The organism is Trinickia diaoshuihuensis, assembly GCF_003390925.1.
Lineage (GTDB): Bacteria > Pseudomonadota > Gammaproteobacteria > Burkholderiales > Burkholderiaceae > Trinickia > Trinickia diaoshuihuensis.
On record NZ_QUBS01000083.1, the window covers coordinates 1 to 16,231 of the forward strand.

The following is a 16,231-nucleotide window of genomic DNA, read 5'->3' on the forward strand; positions in this document are numbered from 1 at the left end:
CGAGCGGGGGGCATGCTTGGTCGGGCGCGATCGAGCCGGCGCCTGTGCCGGCTAGCGCCGCGGCGCAGGCGCCGGTCAGCGCGGTCGGAGCCTCCGGCGCCGCCGCATCGGCTGTCCCGCCCGCTTCGGCGTCCGCCGCTCCCGCAACCGGGGTGTCCTCGGCGAGCGCCACGGCGGCGGCCGCCGCGCCTGTTTCCGCACCCGCACCGGTCAGTGCGCCGAAACCGGCCGCGGCGGGTCCCGTCGCAGCCTCGCCGGCCGTTGCCGCCTCTCATCCCAAGGTGTCGAGCCTCCAACAACTGCTCACACTCAAGAATCGCGTCCTGATGGAGTTGCAGCGGCACGGGATCGGGGCGTCGCCGGCATCTCAGCCGACCGCAGCCGGTGGTGCGCCGGCGGGGGGGGCGGGCTTCGCCGTCGCGCCGGCGTCCGGCCCGACTGGAATCCATGCGCCGGGACAGTCGCGGGCCGCGGCGGCCGCCAATCAGCGCTTCATCGGTGTCGGCGGATACGGGTTCACGTTGGAGCGTAACCAGATTCCGGTCGTCGCGGCGATCGTGGCCGCAATCGTCGCCGCGTTGCTCGTGCTTCTCATTGCGCTCGGCGTCAGCCGGCGCCGCCACGGCGCGGCGCCGGCTCGTTCGGCCGAAGGCGCGGGCGCCAGCGATGCGCGTTCCGCGCGCGACACGGAATCGGCGCAACCGGCAGCCGGTTCCGTCACGACGCCGGAAGACCCGATCGAGGCCGAATTCTTGGCGATCCTTGCCCGCACGCCCGCTAGCAAGCGTGCGTTGATGGGGCTCGCGGCGCACTACGCGGAACGTAAGAACGTCCAAGGTTTCGACGAGATCGCGCAGCGCATCTACCGTTTGTCGGGCGGACGAGGCCCGAATTGGACGCACATTGCGTCCATCGGACGGCAACTCGATCCCGACAACCCGTTATTCGCGCTCGAAGCGGGAGCCACGGACGAAACGGTTTTGGCTTCCGACGATGATGCGGCGGCGTCGGGCGACACCACGGTCGTCGAACCCCCGGCCTCGCCGCTGGCCGAGCCTGTGACGCCGCCGGTGCCGCCCGCGCAGGCGGGCGAAGCGCCGCCGCAAGTCTCGCCGGTTGCGGAACCCGAAGCGGAAGTCCCCCGCCCGATCGAGCCGGTAGCCGAAGAGAATCCCGCCGTGGGCCTGTCCGCGGACGAACAAGCACATGCCGAGCAGGCGCAGGCCAGCGAGCCTGAGCCTGAGCCGGTGCGGCCGTCGGAACCTGCGACGGAGCATGGGTCGCAAGGCGAGCCGACGCTTCCTCCGGAGGCGGTCGCGGCGCTCGACGCGCTCGATATCGGTCTGCCGCCGCGCGTCGCGCCGGAACCGGAGGGACATACCGAGCGGATCGCCGCGCAAGCGAGCGAACCAGGGGAGCCGGAAGCCGACGACGAAGAGCCGCATCGCGCCGAATCAGCCCCCGCTTCCGCCGCGCTGCCGTCGCACGAACACGATGAGCACAACGAACACGACCAGCACGAGGAAGACGCCGGCGAGCACGCCGCTCCGGCGGCTCAAATGCCGACTGCGCCATCGGCCCCGCCGGCCGTCACCGGCCTCGGCGCCGCCCCGGTCGGACGTTTGAATTTGTCTTTCGATCTCGATCTGCCGGGCGGGGCGCCGGCAACCGGTGAGCATGCGCAAGAGCAGACCGAACCGCAGCCGCAATTCACGCCCGAACAGCTCGCGAGGATCGCGCGCAACAAGCTGGATTTGGCCGCCGAGTACATCGCGCTCGGCGATTTGGGCGGCGCCCGCACGCTGATTCACGAGGTGATCGAATCGAACGACGCGGCCACGCACGACGAAGCGCACGCGATGCTGGCGACGCTCGCGCCGCTGTCCTGACGCGCTCGGCCATGCGTATCGCTCTCGGTATCCAATACGACGGCACGGCGTTTTGCGGCTGGCAGTCCCAACCGCACGGCAAGACCGTGCAAGACGCGCTCGAGCGCGCGCTGGCCGACTTCGCTTGCAAGCCGCTGCATACGGTCGTCGCCGGCCGCACCGATACGGGCGTGCACGGACTCGGGCAGGTCGTGCATTTCGATACGGACCTCGATCGCGAGGACTTTTCGTGGGTGCGCGGTACGAACGCCTTCCTGCCCCCGACGGTGGCGGTCATGTGGGCCAAGCGGATGCCCGACGATTTTCATGCGCGCTTTTCCGCGTTCGAGCGGACGTACTATTACGTCCTGTACGTCAACCCGGTTCGATCTCCGATGCTCACGGGCCGCGCCGGCTGGATCCATACGCCGCTCGACGTGGACGCGATGCGCGCCGCATCGAATTGTCTGATCGGCGAACACGACTTTTCCTCGTTTCGCTCGTCCGAATGCCAGGCGAAGACGCCCGTCAAGCATCTGTACCAAATCGACATCCGCCGGGCCGGCGATTTGATCCATTTCCGCTTCCGGGCCAATGCGTTCCTGCATCACATGGTGCGCAACTTGATGGGCTGCCTCGTCGCCGTCGGCCGAGGGCGCTATCCGGTGTCTTGGATGGCCGATGTGCTGGCGAGCCGCGATCGCGATCGCGCCGCGCCGACGTTCATGCCCGAGGGTCTGTATTTGGCCCACGTGGGCTACCCCGAGGCCTTCGCGGTGCCGCCCGCGTCCCTCGGCAGCGTCCCTTGGAGCGGCATTTGGAGCGAATGAGCCCATGACCCACGCTGTTCCCGTTTCGTCCGCCGCCCCGACCGTCGCCGGGCGCACGCGCATCAAGTTGTGCGGCTTGTCGCGCCGTGCCGACGTTGAGTTGGCCGTCGCGCTCGGCGCCGATGCGATCGGTCTCGTCTTTTATCCGCCGAGCCCCCGTTCGGTCGGCGTGGCCGAAGCGATCGATTTGGCTTGCGCGCTGCCGCCGTTCGTTTCCGTCGTCGGTCTATTCGTCAATCCGACGGCCGATTGGATCGGCGAGGTCACGAGCAACGTACCGTTGACGATGCTGCAGTTTCACGGAGACGAAACGAACGCGCAGTGCGAGCAGCTCGCCAGCGTCGCGGGCTTGCCGTGGCTGAAGGCCCTGCGGATCGGCGCCGATGCGCGTCCCGCCGATTTGGTAGAATCTGCCCTTAACTATTCGACAGCCGGCGGCTTGCTACTCGACACCCTAGTCGAGGGCTATGGCGGCGGCGGGAAGACATTCGATTGGTCACTTATCCCAGCAGAGCTCGCGCGTCGGGCCGTTTTGAGTGGTGGGTTGAACGCGCAAAACGTCGGTGACGCCATCCGCCGCGTGCGCCCGTACGCGGTCGATGTCTCGAGCGGCATCGAAGTGCCGGGCGCCAGGGGCGTGAAGGATCCCGCCCGAATGGCGGCATTCGTGCGCGCGGTGCGCGAGGCGGATGCCGGGTGATAAGGCAAGGCGGCGCGGCAACGTGCCTCGCCGCCGCTGCGAAGAGTGACAACCATGTACAACCTTCCTGATCAACGAGGCCATTTCGGCCCGTACGGCGGCACGTTCGTCGCCGAGACGCTCGTCCATGCCCTCGACGAGCTGCGTCTCGCTTACGAGAAGTACAGCACCGATCCCGATTTCCTCGCCGAGTACCAGCACGAACTGAAGTATTTCGTGGGCCGCCCGTCGCCCGTCTATCACGCGCGGCGCTGGAGCGAATTGCTCGGCGGCGCGCAGTTGTTTCTGAAGCGCGAGGACCTCAATCACACGGGCGCGCACAAGGTCAACAACGTGATCGGCCAAGCCCTGCTGGCCAAGCGCATGGGGAAGCCGCGCGTGATCGCCGAGACCGGCGCGGGCCAGCACGGCGTGGCGACGGCCACGATCGCGGCCCGCTTCGGGATGGAGTGCGTCGTCTATATGGGCGCGGAAGACGTGCGCCGGCAAGCAGCCAACGTCTATCGGATGAAGCTGCTCGGTGCGACGGTCGTACCCGTGGAATCGGGCTCGCGCACGCTCAAGGATGCGCTGAACGAGGCGATGCGCGACTGGGTGACGAACGTCGAGACGACCTTTTACATCATCGGCACGGTTGCCGGTCCGCACCCGTATCCGATGATGGTCCGCGATTTTCAGCGCGTGATCGGCGACGAATGCCGCGTGCAGATGCCCGAACTCACGGGCCGTCAGCCCGACATGGTGATCGCGTGCGTCGGTGGCGGCTCCAACGCCATGGGGATCTTTTATCCCTATATCGACGACACGGCGGTCAAACTCGTCGGCGTCGAAGCGGCGGGCGAGGGAATCGAAACGGGACATCACGCCGCATCGCTGATCGGCGGCAGCCCCGGCGTGCTGCACGGCAACCGCACCTATCTGTTGCAGGACGAGAACGGCCAGATCATCGAAACCCACTCGATTTCGGCGGGCCTCGATTATCCCGGCGTCGGTCCCGAGCACGCATGGCTCAAGGATAGCGGGCGCGCGCAATACGTCGGCATCACCGATGAGGAAGCGCTCAAGGCATTCCACGATTGCTGCCGGATCGAGGGCATCATCCCCGCGCTCGAATCGAGCCACGCGCTGGCCTATGCGGCCAAGATCGCGCCTACGCTATCGCGCGATACGCACCTGCTCGTGAATCTCTCGGGCCGCGGCGATAAGGATATGCACACGGTCGCCGAACGCTCGGGGCTCGCGCTCTAAGCAACATCGGCAATGCGCGATCTCATCGACGAATTCGACGCCCCGGAGCCGGCGGCAGCGGGCGGTGCACCGAGTACGGGTGCGCCACGGCTGCCTATCGACCTGCACAATCGCGATTTCCTGACCGATGCGCAGGCGTTGCCCGACGGCTCGATCGACTTGATCGTCGCCGATCCGCCCTACGGCCTCGGCAAGGACTACGGCAACGATTCGGACCGGCGTTCGGGCGAGGATTTCCTCGCCTGGACCCGTGGCTGGCTCGATTTGGCGATCCCGAAGCTCAAGGCGAGCGGCTCGCTTTACGTCTTTTGCACCTGGCAGTACGCGCCGGAAATCTTCTCATTCTTGAAGACGAAGCTCACCATGGTCAACGAGATCATCTGGGACCGGCGCGTACCGAGCATGGGCGGCACGACGCGCCGCTTTACCTCCGTGCACGACAACATCGGCTTTTTCGCGGTATCGAAGGACTATTACTTCGATCTCGACCCCGTGCGGATTCCGTACGACGCGGCTACGAAGAAGGCGCGTTCGCGCAAGCTCTTCGAAGGCAGCAAGTGGCTAGAAGTCGGCTACAACCCGAAGGATGTCTGGTCGGTGTCGCGGTTGCATCGCCAACATGCCGAACGGGTTGACCATCCGACGCAAAAGCCGCTGGAAATCGTCGAGCGAATGGTGTTGTCGAGTTGCCCGCCGGGCGGGCGCGTGCTCGATCCGTTCATGGGCAGCGGGACGACGGCGGTGGCTTGCGCGCGGCATGGGCGTGCGTTCGTCGGCTATGAGATCAACGAAAATTACTGCGCGATCGCGCGCGAACGCGTCGCCGCACTGAGCGGCGCACCGTCCGACGCACCCGCCGTCGCCTCGTAAGCGGCGTGGCGGATCGCACTTATCGGTAGAGAAGACATCATGTCCCGTATCGAACAGAAGTTCGCGGCACTGGCCGCACAGAACAAGAAAGGCTTGATCCCGTTCATCACGGCCGGTTATCCGGACCCGGCGCGCACGGTCGAATTCATGCATGCGCTCGTCGCCGGCGGCGCCGACGTCATCGAACTCGGCGTGCCGTTTTCGGATCCGATGGCCGACGGACCGGTGATCCAGCGCTCCTCGGAACGCGCGCTCGCCGCGGGCGTGACGCTCAAGCACGTGCTGGCCGACGTCAAGCGCTTCCGCGAGCAAGACGCGCAGACACCCGTCGTGCTGATGGGCTATGCCAATCCGATCGAGCGGATGGGCGTCGATGCGTTCGCGGCGGCGGCACTGGATGCCGGCGTCGATGGCGTATTGACGGTGGATTACCCGCCGGAGGAATCGGAACAGTTCGCGGGGCGCCTGCGCGCGGCCGGCATCGATCCGATCTTCCTGCTGGCGCCTACGTCCACCGACGAGCGGATCGCGGCTGTCGGCAAAGTGGCGAGCGGCTACGTCTATTACGTCTCGCTCAAAGGGGTGACCGGCGCGGCAAATCTGGACGTTTCCACGATCGCGAGTAGAATTCCGGCCATCAAGTCGCAGGTGCGGTTGCCTGTTGGGGTCGGATTCGGTATTCGGGACGCCTCGACGGCCCGTGCCGTGGCTCAAACGGCCGACGCGGTCGTCATCGGCAGCCGCCTGGTGCAGTTGCTCGAAGAAGTGCCGCACGACACGGCCGCGCAAGCGCTGACGCGCTTCGTGGCCGATATCCGGCAGGCGCTGGACGCCGCTTAACGCGGCCACGCGCGGAATCAATAACATTTGAAGGAACGACGATGAGTTGGCTCGACAAACTGCTGCCGCCCAAGATCAAACAGACCGACCCCAAAAGCCGCAAGGGCATCCCCGAGGGGCTGTGGGTCAAATGTCCGGCTTGCGAGGCGGTGCTGTACCGCAATGACGTCGAAGCCAACCTGCACGTTTGTCCCAAATGCAGTCACCACATGCGCATCGGCGCCCGGGCGCGTATCGACGGGCTGCTCGATGCCGAAGGCCGCTACGAGATCGGTCAGGAGATCGTCCCCGTCGACGCGCTGAAGTTCAAAGACAGTCGTAAATATCCGGACCGCATCAAGGATGCAATGGACGATACGGGCGAGACCGACGCGATGGTCGTCATGGGCGGGGCGATTCACACGCTGCCCGTCGTCGTGTCTTGCTTCGAATTCAGCTTCATGGGCGGCTCGATGGGCTCGGTCGTCGGCGAACGCTTCGTCCGTGGCGCGCAAAATGCGCTCGAACAGCAGGTGCCGTTCATTTGCTTCACGGCTTCGGGCGGCGCGCGGATGCAGGAAAGCTTGCTGTCGCTGATGCAAATGGCCAAGACCACCGCCATGTTGACCAAGCTGGCCGACGCCAAGCTGCCGTTCATCTCCGTGCTGACGGATCCGACCATGGGCGGCGTATCGGCGAGCTTCGCGTTCCTCGGCGACGTGGTGATCGCGGAGCCCAAGGCGCTGATCGGCTTCGCCGGCCCGCGCGTGATCGAGCAAACGGTTCGCGAGAAGCTGCCGGAAGGCTTCCAGCGTGCCGAGTTCCTGCTGCAAAAGGGGGCGATCGATATGATCGTCGATCGTCGCAAGCTGCGCGAAGAATTGGCGCAGCTCATCGCGTTGTTGCAACGCCAGCCCGCGGACGCCGTCGCCTAAGACTTCAACGTTGTTTCAACGCGGGGCGGCCCGCGGTTTTCGATGACCACTTATTCTTCTCTCGACGCCTGGCTCGCGCATCTCGAGTCAGCGCATCCGGTCGGCATCGACATGGGCCTGACGCGCATCCGGAAAGTCAAGGATGCGCTCGGGCTCGAACTGCGGTGTCCCGTCATCACGGTGGGCGGCACGAACGGCAAGGGCTCGACGTGCGCGATGCTCGAATCGATCCTGCGCGCCGCCGGTTATCGCGTCGGCTGCCATACGTCTCCGCATCTGCTCGAATTCAACGAGCGCGCGCGTATCGACGGCCGTAACGCCACCGATGACGAGTTGCTTCCGCACTTCGAGGCGGTGGAGGCCGCGCGCACGAGCTTGCCGGAACCTGTCTCGCTGACTTACTTCGAGTTCACGGCGCTCGCGATCTTGCATCTGTATGCATCGTTGCCCCTCGACGCGGTCATTCTGGAAGTGGGGCTCGGCGGGCGGCTCGACGCCGTCAATATCATCGATGCCGACTGTGCGATCGTGACGAGTATCGACATCGATCACACGGAATACCTCGGCGATACGCGCGAGAAAATCGCGTTCGAGAAAGCGGGCATTTTTCGTCCCGGCCGGCCGGCCATCTGCGCCGACCCCGCCGCGCCGCAGACCCTGATCGATCATGCGCAAGCGATCGGCGCGCAGCTATGGTTGTTCGGGCGTGATTTCCGCTACGAAGGCCAGGCGGGCAGCGAACGACAACAGTGGAGCTACGTCGGTCCGACGATGCGGCGCTCGGCGCTCGCCTATCCCGCGTTGCGCGGGGCGAATCAACTGATCAATACGTCCGCGGCGCTTGCCGCGCTCGAGGCGCTGCGCGATCGCCTTCCGGTGTCGGCGCAAGACGTGCGGCTCGGCTTGGCCAACGTCGAATTGCCTGGGCGCTTTCAAGTGCTGCCGGGCCGGCCATCGATCATCTATGACGTGGGCCACAATCCGCATGCGGCGGCGGTCCTCGCCCAAAATCTGGGCAGCATGGGCTTTTTCCGGTACACCTACGCGGTGTTCGGCGCGATGCGCGACAAGGATATCGCGGGCGTCGTCAAGCATCTGAAAGGCGAGGTGGATCACTGGTGCCTCACCGATCTTCCGCTGGCGCGCGCGGCCAGCGCAAAGGAGTTGGAGGCGGTGCTACGCGAGGCGGGCATCGAGGACGGACCCGACAGCAGCGTCAAACGGTTTGCTTCGCCCGCCGAGGCGTTTCAAGACGCACTGAGCCGCGCGACAGAGGATGATAGAATCGCGGTTTTCGGCAGTTTCTATACGGTTGCCGGTGTGATGGCCTACCGTAAGTCTCGGCAACATTGACCGATGCGTGCCAGACGGGCCGCCCCCTCGAACTCAGCGATTCATGGGATTTTTTTCGTTCGGCAAGAAAGACGACGCACCGCGCCGGCGGGGTGCCGCCGCTAAACCCGCGCGCAGCGGAGCGGCGTTCGAAGGGCGCGAGACGCGGCGCAGCCGCCGCGGCGAGCGTGCGGGCGATGCCGACGCGATGCTGCTCGATCCGACGTTGCCCGAAAAGCAGCGGGCGCGCCGGCGGCTCGTCGGTGCGATCGCGCTCGTGCTCGCCGCGATCGTCATCCTGCCGATGGTGCTCGATTCTCACCCGAAGCCCGTCACCGACGATATCGCCATCGACATCCCGAATCGCCCGGCCACGGTCCCTTCGCGCGCAAGCGACGACCACGACGCGGACACGCAAGCCGGCGTCGCCCCCGATCGTGCCGATACGGGTGATACCGAGGCTGGCTCCGGTGCCGTTGCCGCCGCTTCCGGCGTAGCTTCGGCGCCAGCGGCCGCTGCCTCTCACGCTAAATCCACTCAAGCGGAATCGAAGACCAAGCCCGCGCCGTCGATGGCATCGTCGGCTCCCGCGACGCGCTCGAACGCTACCGCGCCGGCCAAGGCTGCGGCCGCCGCGGTGCCGAGTCCGGCGGAACCCGATTCGGGTACGCCCGCGGCGCCCCCGGGCGCGCGCTTTGCCGTTCAATTGGGCGTGTTTTCCGACGATGCGAGCGCTCGCGCTTGGGAAACGAAGCTCAAGGCGGCGGGTGTGCCGGCTTATATCGAGCATCGCAAGCAAGCGGACGGCAAGACGCGGGCATTGCTGCGCGCCGGTCCGTTCGCGGATCGCGCGGCGGCGTCCGCCGCGATTGCGAAAGTGCGCGACGCCGGTTTGACGGCGAATGCCGGACAGTGACGGCCCGATGCTGACTGCATTCGACTATGCGGCGCTGGCCGTGATCGGTTTGTCGGCGCTGCGCGGCGCATGGCGCGGTATTTTGTCGGAAATTTTCGGTTTGATCGGCTGGGTGGTTGCTTTTTTCGTTGCCTGCCACTATGTACAGGTCCTGGTGCCCTATATTCCAAGCGACTGGCCCGGCGGCGCACTGACGCAGTGGTTGCTGGCGTTCGCGGCGATCATGTTGGGCGTGGTGCTCGTGGCGAGCGTCGCCAACGCTTTGATCGCGCGGCTCGTCGCCGTGACAGGGCTCGGCGGTGTGGATCGATCGCTCGGTTTGCTGTTCGGCCTCGTGCGGGGCGCGGTGCTGGTGTTGCTGCTGGTCGCCCTCGCGGGGTTGACCGAGCTGCCGAAGCAAGAGTTTTGGCGCAAGGCGCTGTTGCGGCCGTACGCCGAGCAAGGCGTACGCGAGTTGAAGCCCCTGCTGCCCCCGGCGCTTGCGGCGTACGTGCGCGTCTGAGGCGCTTGTGCCGGCCACCTGGCCGGTGCCAATGTTTTCGTATCTTTGAAGGACCCTGCCATGTGCGGCATCGTAGGCGTAGTCTCCCACTCCCCGGTCAATCAGCTCATTTACGACAGTCTGTTGCTCTTGCAGCATCGCGGCCAGGACGCAGCCGGCATCGCGACCGCGAACGGCAGCACCTTCCACATGTACAAGGCGAACGGCATGGTGCGCGACGTGTTCCGCACGCGCAACATGCGCAGCTTGCCCGGTACGGCCGGTATCGGCCAGGTGCGCTATCCGACGGCCGGCTCGGCCTCGAGCGAAGAGGAAGCGCAGCCGTTCTACGTGAACGCGCCGTTCGGCATCATCCTCGCGCATAACGGCAATCTGACGAATTGGCAGCAGCTCAAAGACGAGATGTTCCGCATCGATCGCCGCCACGTGAACACGAACTCGGACACCGAGGTGCTGCTCAACGTGCTGGCGCACGAAATGCAACTGGCAAGCTCGGGGCTGCAACTCGATCCCGTTACAGTGTTCAAGGCCGTAGCCGGCGTGCATCGCCGCGTGCGCGGCTCGTATGCGATCGTCTCGCTGATCGCCGGTTACGGGCTGCTGGCCTTCCGCGATCCGTTCGGCATTCGTCCGCTTTGTATCGGCAAGCACGAGACGGAGCAGGGCGTCGAATGGATCGTGGCGTCGGAATCGGTGGCGGTAGAGGGCATCGGGTTCGAATTCGTTCGCGATGTGGCGCCCGGCGAAGCGATCTTCATCGACAACGACGGGCATCTGCATAGCCAGCAGTGTTCCGACACGCCGAGCCTGAATCCCTGCATTTTCGAATACGTCTATCTCGCGCGGCCGGATTCGGTGCTGGACGGCGTTTCCGTCTACAACGTGCGTTTGCGCATGGGCGACTACTTAGCCGAGAAGATCAAGCGCGTGTTGCCCGGCGTGCCGATCGACGTCGTCATGCCGATTCCCGATTCGTCGCGTCCGGCAGCGATGCAGGTGGCGGCCAAGCTGGGCGTGGAATACCGCGAAGGATTCTTCAAGAACCGTTACGTCGGCCGTACGTTCATCATGCCGGGCCAAGCGGTGCGCAAGAAATCGGTGCGTCAGAAGCTGAACGCGATGACGATCGAGTTCAAGGACAAGAACGTGTTGATCGTCGACGACTCGATCGTGCGCGGCACGACCTCGCACGAGATCGTGCAGATGGCGCGCGATGCGGGGGCCAAGAGCGTGATCTTCGCGTCGGCGGCGCCGCCCGTGAAGTTCCCCAACGTCTATGGCATCGATATGCCGACGCGCAGCGAACTCGTCGCTCACGGCCGTTCGGACGAGGACGTTGCCAAGATCATTGGCGCGGATCACCTCGTCTATCAGGACGTCGATGCGCTCAAGCAAGCCGTCAACGATATCAACCCCGCGTTGTCGCGCTTCGAAGCTTCGTGCTTCGACGGCGATTACATCACGGGCGACGTGACGACCGAGTATCTCGATGCGATCGAGCGCGCGCGCCTGTCGCCGCAATCGCAGTCGGAGCGCGATTCGGCCGGCGATGCGGTGGACGGCACCGTAACGCGCTCGCAACTGCACTTGCAGTTGTCGGTGGAGTAAGCGCGGGATCGGCGGGAGGGCGGGCTCCGCCTTCTCGCGGGCCGCGCGGTCATATTTGCCGTGCAGCATCTGCTGTAATGGGACCGTCCGCTCTCCTAGGCGGCCTGCTCAATCGAAGAGTTACCAGCAAGCGCTGGTTCCCCAATCCGTCATTAGCTCGCATTCTCTTCTGTCCCGGCTAGCCGAGCCACGCCCGCTTCGCATTCCAGAAAATCGGTAGCCGCTGCCCTGACGCGTTCGTTCGTTTTCCTATCTCGCAATGCGGCATCCTCCCCGGTCCTTGCGCGCAGTGCTGAGCGAGGCTAGGGCCTCCGTGCCGGATACAATGCCTCCCCCTTGACGCAGTCACTGCGCGCTCAAGTTTGTCCTTGAGCCGACGCAACCCCGTTTATATACTGCGTGATATAGTGGCGAGCCTTCAGATGCACGACAGTTCAGAAGCTGACCTAGCTCGAATCGAAGCCAGGTCTCCGGATGACGCCTACGACATATGGGCCTTCCTGGAAGTCATGGACGGCAGTGACGAGCTGATTGGCCGTCTCTGCCGTTGGCACTATAGGCAGACGCACGAGGACCCGCAGTTCGACTGCAAGGCGATCGTCTCCTTGCAGCAGGAAGGCTTCAACGTCTATCGCATGTATTCGTTGGAGATGGAATGGGGAAAACGGTACTACCGCATCCTTTACGCATATGAATCAGCGGCCGATCCCGACGACGAGGTGTTTCACGTCCTCGCGGTTGTTATGAAACGTACGAGCGATACCCCGCCGGAACTTAGCGACGAAGCTTACAACTATGAGCTTGACCATCCTGTTACCCTTCGGATCCGCGACGACTACCAGAGTCTCGGCCTTGCAGTCCGGCACTAGCATTGTCTCAGCGTCGGCACCGGTAGCGGACCTGCAAGTGAAAATGGTGGGGGAGCATATCGACGATGGCGCAGCACAGGCGAGGCCATCACGCAGCCCACGTTCGCTGATCCAACGACGGGAGAGTCGCGACCCTGCATTTCAAGAGAGGATGGCTGCAGCGCGAGGTCGAATCGCGCGCTCGATGTTTGCTTCTAGACCAGATTCGATAGCAGCGGCTCGTCTGCGGGCAGGTCTCTCCCAAGCGAAACTCGGGGAGGCCATCGGCACCAGCCAGTCCCATATCGCGAAGATCGAAGCCGGGAAAGTGCAGATCCAATTTTCAACTGCAATGCAACTGGCCGACGCGCTCAACATCACGCTGGACTCGCTGCGCGCATTGATTGTTGAGCAACCGTCAAGTCAGAGAATCTTGGAAGTGCAATGAGTCGCCTTGCTTATTGCCACTTTTGCGATGATGTCCGGATCGAGATAGGCAACAAGACGTCGTTGATGGGCATATACGGTGGCGAGTTGCTGGTGCCGGCGATGCCGACGATACTCCCTCGGCTCGCCGTCGTTACGTTCGTGCGCACGCCCTTCGATCGACCGATGACGACGCTCGCATTCGAGATTCGGGAAGGGGCAGCGGTTCTGGCTCGGCATGAAATGTCGCCCGCCGAACTGGACGCTGGCCAGAATTCCATGCTGGACCGCGACCTCGGTGCGGATCGTCCCAAGAGCTTTTCGATCGGCGCAAACGCTTTTCTCCAGCCGTTGGCAATCGAAAGGCCAATGGTAATCGACGCGCTGGTCATTTGCGACGGAGAGGAGCTTTCGGCTGGCAAGCTCTTCATCAGACTCATGGAACCATCGGAAGCCTCGCCAGCCGCATAACCGCCGTCTAGACGCGAGATTGGGATATCCGACATGGGTCGTCATATCCCCGAATTAGACTCCACGGCGTACCGAGCAGCTCGGATCATTCGGACGTGCTACCATGCGGTTCAGCGTCGATTTGAATTCAGCTTGCGGACGCGGGGCAACCCAAAACAGCTAAAGCGAAAGACGGCAGCCCTGCCGTCCGACGCCGAACCGGCCCCGCACACGAAGCCCGCTTTTGCCGACGCGAAGCGGGCTTTTTGTTGGCTGCCGTTTTTGCGGCGGCCTTGGAAACGGCGTCGAACGCCTAAGGGATAGGGCATCAGGACCATGGACGATTCTCTGAATTTCGATACGTTGGCTGTGCGCTCCGGCACGGTACGCACCGAATACAACGAGCACTCGGAAGCGCTCTTTCTGACATCGAGCTTTTGCTTTAAAAGCGCCGCCGAAGCGGCCGAGCGCTTCAAGCATTCCGAGGACTACTACACGTACTCGCGCTTTACGAACCCGACCGTCACGATGTTTCAAGAGCGCCTCGCCGCGCTCGAGGGCGGCGAGGCTTGTATCGCGACGGCGTCGGGCATGAGCGCGATCCTGTCCGTGGTGATGGCCGCGACGCAAGCCGGCGATCACATCGTCAGCTCGCGCGCGCTGTTCGGCTCGACGCTCGGCATGTTCTCGCAGATTTTCGCTCGCTTCGGCGTCACGACGACGTATGTCGATCCGAACGATCTCGATGCGTGGCGCGAGGCCGTGCGGCCCGAGACGAAGCTCTTGTTCGTCGAAACGCCCTCGAATCCGCTCACGGAACTCTGCGATATCGAAGCGATCGGCAAGATCGCGAAAGCGGCGGGCGCGCTTTTCGTCGTCGACAATTCGTTTTGCAGTCCGGCGGTCCAGCAGCCGTTGAAGCTGGGCGCCGATGTCGTCATGCACTCGGCGACGAAGCTCATCGACGGTCAAGGGCGGGTGCTCGGCGGGGCGCTCGTCGGCTCGCGTGCGTTCATCATGGAAAAGGTGTTTCCGTTCGTGCGCACGGCGGGGCCGACGCTATCGGCGTTCAACGCGTGGGTGCTTTTGAAGGGCCTCGAGACGCTTTCGTTGCGTGCCGAACGCCATTCGGCCAGCGCGCTCGCCGTGGCCCGGTGGCTGGAGTCGAACCCGGCCGTGAAGCGCGTCTACTACCCAGGGCTCGAATCGCATCCGCAGTACGAACTTGCACGGCGCCAGCAGCGTTCGGGCGGCTCGGTGCTCGCCTTCGAGGTGCTCGGCGATACGCCCGAGGCGCAGCGCGCGAATGCATGGCGCGTGATCGATGCGACCAAGCTGTGTTCGATCACGGCCAACCTGGGCGATACGCGTACGACGATCACGCACCCGGCCACCACGACGCATAGCCGCATCACGCCCGAGGCGCGTGCCGCTGCCGGCATTACCGAGGCGCTGCTTCGTGTGGCGATCGGGCTCGAGGATGCGGGCGATATTTGCGCGGATCTCGCTCACGGGTTGGCTCGTTAGCCGGACCGGCACGGGTTTGCCGCTGCGTAGCCGCCGCCGCAGGGCGGCGAGGCTACCGGGCGGCATCGGCGTCAATGCATCCGCATTGCTCGCCATTGCCCGGGCGCGAGTCCGAAACGTCGTGTGAACGCGTGGGTAAAAGCGCTTTGATCGGCGAACCCGACCGTCAACGCTATGTCGGTCAGCGTGTAGCGGGCGTCGCCGAGCATGCCCAGCGCGGCATCGAGGCGCAGCCGCTGCAGATACCGATACGGCGTCGTGCCGAACGCTTCGTCGAAAAGCTGATGAAAACGGCGTTCGCCCAAACCGCAATGCGCGGCCAAGTCCGCCACGCGCAACGGCTCCGATAGATGCGCGCGCAACCATCTGTCGATGCGCATGTAATCGAGCCGCGTCGCCGGTATGTCGATACCGATGCTTTCGCCGAGTACGAGCGCCAAGCGCGCCGCCGTCTCCCACGCCAAGCGCCGAGCCATTTGGGCCGAGCGAGGCGCATCGTGAGCGGATACGCCGCCGGTCTCCGTATGAAGGGCCGCGTCCGTCGAATCGCCCGCGCGCTCGGCATATCGCGCTGCGTCACGTACCACGCCCGCCAGCGCGTCGTTCATCGTCAACGGCACCGCCCGCGCGAATAAGCGTTCAGGTAAGGCAAGCGAGGCACACGGCACGTCGAGCACGAGCTGGCGGTTCTCGCCGACGCCCGCATACTCATGCCGCGCACCCGCCGGGATCAGCCAAGCCCGTCGCGCATCGATGCGATGGCCGACACCGTCCACCGCCATCTCCATTGCCCCGTCCACGCCCAGCACGATCTGGTGGAACGCATGCTCGTCGCATGCGCTCACCGCGCCGTAGCGGCGCAGCGACAGCGCTGGCGAGGCGATCGTAGGCTCGTTCATCGCGTGACGGGGGAAATGTCTCGCCCGCTTACGCCTGGAGCAACTCGACTTCGAACACGAGCGTCGCGTTCGGCGGAATCACGCCGCCCGCGCCGCGCGGGCCGTAGCCGAGCTGCGGCGGGATCGTCAGGCGCCGCACGCCGCCGACCTTCATTCCTTGCACGCCTTCGTCCCAGCCCTTGATGACCATGCCGCCACCGAGCACGAATGCGAACGGATCGTTGCGGTCCTTGCTCGAATCGAACTTCTGCCCGTCGGTGAGCCAGCCCGTGTAATGGACGGTGACTGTCGTTCCGGCCTTGGCTTCCGCGCCCGTGCCCTCAGTCAAGTCTTCATACTTCAAACCCGAGTCGGTCGTGACGATTGTCATAATTGTTACGCTCCCTTTTCAGAAGAAAACGTCATTGTAGGCGCTGCGCCCGCGGCGGTGCCTATAATGTTCGTCTACTCAAC

At 64.6% G+C, this 16,231-nt stretch carries 17 protein-coding genes; 15 read left to right on the top strand and 2 right to left on the bottom strand.

Annotated elements, in window-relative coordinates; genetic code table 11:
* From DXT59_RS21345 to DXT59_RS21420, 15 genes are all read left to right on the top strand, one after another.
* On the top strand, window positions 1–1,889 hold a 1,889-nt coding region (locus tag DXT59_RS21345), incomplete at its 5' end, for a FimV C-terminal domain-containing protein (RefSeq protein WP_116138881.1).
* Between the two features lie 11 nt (window positions 1,890–1,900).
* Entirely contained in the window at window positions 1,901–2,698 is a 798-nt protein-coding gene (truA, locus tag DXT59_RS21350; RefSeq protein WP_116138882.1) for a tRNA pseudouridine(38-40) synthase TruA, read from the top strand.
* A 4-nt stretch (window positions 2,699–2,702) separates the two neighbouring features.
* The gene (locus tag DXT59_RS21355; RefSeq protein WP_116138883.1) at window positions 2,703–3,398 is read left to right on the top strand and encodes a phosphoribosylanthranilate isomerase; all 696 of its coding nucleotides are present in this window, start codon (window positions 2,703–2,705) and stop codon (window positions 3,396–3,398) included.
* A gap of 54 nt (window positions 3,399–3,452) precedes the next feature.
* The gene (gene trpB / locus DXT59_RS21360; protein WP_116138884.1) at window positions 3,453–4,646 is read left to right on the top strand and encodes a tryptophan synthase subunit beta; all 1,194 of its coding nucleotides are present in this window, start codon (window positions 3,453–3,455) and stop codon (window positions 4,644–4,646) included.
* A 12-nt stretch (window positions 4,647–4,658) separates the two neighbouring features.
* The gene (locus tag DXT59_RS21365; protein WP_116138885.1) at window positions 4,659–5,516 is read left to right on the top strand and encodes a DNA-methyltransferase; all 858 of its coding nucleotides are present in this window, start codon (window positions 4,659–4,661) and stop codon (window positions 5,514–5,516) included.
* A gap of 39 nt (window positions 5,517–5,555) precedes the next feature.
* Window positions 5,556–6,356 (top strand): tryptophan synthase subunit alpha, encoded by an 801-nt coding sequence (trpA, locus tag DXT59_RS21370; RefSeq protein WP_116138886.1) that lies wholly within the window; start codon window positions 5,556–5,558, stop codon window positions 6,354–6,356.
* A 41-nt stretch (window positions 6,357–6,397) separates the two neighbouring features.
* Window positions 6,398–7,270 carry an acetyl-CoA carboxylase, carboxyltransferase subunit beta gene (gene accD / locus DXT59_RS21375; RefSeq protein ID WP_116138887.1) on the top strand — a complete coding sequence of 291 codons (873 nt, stop codon included), beginning with the start codon at window positions 6,398–6,400 and terminating at the stop codon, window positions 7,268–7,270.
* Window positions 7,271–7,312: 42 nt separating this feature from the next.
* A complete protein-coding gene (folC, locus tag DXT59_RS21380; RefSeq protein ID WP_116138888.1) occupies window positions 7,313–8,623 on the top strand; it encodes a bifunctional tetrahydrofolate synthase/dihydrofolate synthase in 1,311 nt (436 codons plus the stop codon).
* Window positions 8,624–8,666: 43 nt separating this feature from the next.
* Entirely contained in the window at window positions 8,667–9,518 is an 852-nt protein-coding gene (locus DXT59_RS21385; RefSeq protein ID WP_116138889.1) for an SPOR domain-containing protein, read from the top strand.
* A gap of 7 nt (window positions 9,519–9,525) precedes the next feature.
* A complete protein-coding gene (locus DXT59_RS21390) occupies window positions 9,526–10,020 on the top strand; it encodes a CvpA family protein (protein WP_116139059.1) in 495 nt (164 codons plus the stop codon).
* Between the two features lie 60 nt (window positions 10,021–10,080).
* A complete protein-coding gene (purF, locus tag DXT59_RS21395; RefSeq protein ID WP_116138890.1) occupies window positions 10,081–11,628 on the top strand; it encodes an amidophosphoribosyltransferase in 1,548 nt (515 codons plus the stop codon).
* 422 nt (window positions 11,629–12,050) lie between these two features.
* Complete coding sequence (locus tag DXT59_RS21400) at window positions 12,051–12,497, top strand: hypothetical protein (RefSeq protein WP_116138891.1); 447 nt, start codon at window positions 12,051–12,053, stop codon at window positions 12,495–12,497.
* Window positions 12,498–12,681: 184 nt separating this feature from the next.
* The gene (locus DXT59_RS30750; RefSeq protein WP_162878183.1) at window positions 12,682–12,924 is read left to right on the top strand and encodes a helix-turn-helix transcriptional regulator; all 243 of its coding nucleotides are present in this window, start codon (window positions 12,682–12,684) and stop codon (window positions 12,922–12,924) included.
* Entirely contained in the window at window positions 12,921–13,373 is a 453-nt protein-coding gene (locus DXT59_RS21410; protein ID WP_162878184.1) for a hypothetical protein, read from the top strand. The genes DXT59_RS30750 and DXT59_RS21410 overlap by 4 nt, the downstream gene beginning before the upstream one ends.
* A gap of 315 nt (window positions 13,374–13,688) precedes the next feature.
* Entirely contained in the window at window positions 13,689–14,879 is a 1,191-nt protein-coding gene (locus DXT59_RS21420) for an O-succinylhomoserine sulfhydrylase (RefSeq protein WP_116138895.1), read from the top strand.
* 71 nt (window positions 14,880–14,950) lie between these two features.
* Here the strand turns inward: DXT59_RS21420 and DXT59_RS21425 are convergent, their stop codons facing one another.
* Together DXT59_RS21425 and DXT59_RS21430 are read right to left on the bottom strand one after the other, a co-directional pair.
* The gene (locus tag DXT59_RS21425; protein ID WP_116138896.1) at window positions 14,951–15,778 is read right to left on the bottom strand and encodes a helix-turn-helix domain-containing protein; all 828 of its coding nucleotides are present in this window, start codon (window positions 15,776–15,778) and stop codon (window positions 14,951–14,953) included.
* Between the two features lie 28 nt (window positions 15,779–15,806).
* Window positions 15,807–16,148, bottom strand: a complete 342-nt coding sequence (locus DXT59_RS21430; protein ID WP_116138897.1) for an FKBP-type peptidyl-prolyl cis-trans isomerase — start codon at window positions 16,146–16,148, stop codon at window positions 15,807–15,809.
* Window positions 16,149–16,231 lie beyond the last annotated feature (83 nt).

What these genes read in the sequence shown, in the direction of transcription:
- truA (WP_116138882.1), top strand. Translation starts at nt 1,901, where the DNA reads ATGCGTATCGCTCTCGGTATCCAATACGACGGCACGGCGTTTTGCGGC.
- DXT59_RS21355 (WP_116138883.1), top strand. Translation starts at nt 2,703, where the DNA reads ATGACCCACGCTGTTCCCGTTTCGTCCGCCGCCCCGACCGTCGCCGGG.
- trpB (WP_116138884.1), top strand. Translation starts at nt 3,453, where the DNA reads ATGTACAACCTTCCTGATCAACGAGGCCATTTCGGCCCGTACGGCGGC.
- DXT59_RS21365 (WP_116138885.1), top strand. Translation starts at nt 4,659, where the DNA reads ATGCGCGATCTCATCGACGAATTCGACGCCCCGGAGCCGGCGGCAGCG.
- trpA (WP_116138886.1), top strand. Translation starts at nt 5,556, where the DNA reads ATGTCCCGTATCGAACAGAAGTTCGCGGCACTGGCCGCACAGAACAAG.
- accD (WP_116138887.1), top strand. Translation starts at nt 6,398, where the DNA reads ATGAGTTGGCTCGACAAACTGCTGCCGCCCAAGATCAAACAGACCGAC.
- folC (WP_116138888.1), top strand. Translation starts at nt 7,313, where the DNA reads ATGACCACTTATTCTTCTCTCGACGCCTGGCTCGCGCATCTCGAGTCA.
- DXT59_RS21385 (WP_116138889.1), top strand. Translation starts at nt 8,667, where the DNA reads ATGGGATTTTTTTCGTTCGGCAAGAAAGACGACGCACCGCGCCGGCGG.
- DXT59_RS21390 (WP_116139059.1), top strand. Translation starts at nt 9,526, where the DNA reads ATGCTGACTGCATTCGACTATGCGGCGCTGGCCGTGATCGGTTTGTCG.
- purF (WP_116138890.1), top strand. Translation starts at nt 10,081, where the DNA reads ATGTGCGGCATCGTAGGCGTAGTCTCCCACTCCCCGGTCAATCAGCTC.
- DXT59_RS21400 (WP_116138891.1), top strand. Translation starts at nt 12,051, where the DNA reads ATGCACGACAGTTCAGAAGCTGACCTAGCTCGAATCGAAGCCAGGTCT.
- DXT59_RS30750 (WP_162878183.1), top strand. Translation starts at nt 12,682, where the DNA reads ATGTTTGCTTCTAGACCAGATTCGATAGCAGCGGCTCGTCTGCGGGCA.
- DXT59_RS21410 (WP_162878184.1), top strand. Translation starts at nt 12,921, where the DNA reads ATGAGTCGCCTTGCTTATTGCCACTTTTGCGATGATGTCCGGATCGAG.
- DXT59_RS21420 (WP_116138895.1), top strand. Translation starts at nt 13,689, where the DNA reads ATGGACGATTCTCTGAATTTCGATACGTTGGCTGTGCGCTCCGGCACG.
- DXT59_RS21425 (WP_116138896.1), bottom strand. Translation starts at nt 15,778, where the DNA reads ATGAACGAGCCTACGATCGCCTCGCCAGCGCTGTCGCTGCGCCGCTAC.
- DXT59_RS21430 (WP_116138897.1), bottom strand. Translation starts at nt 16,148, where the DNA reads ATGACAATCGTCACGACCGACTCGGGTTTGAAGTATGAAGACTTGACT.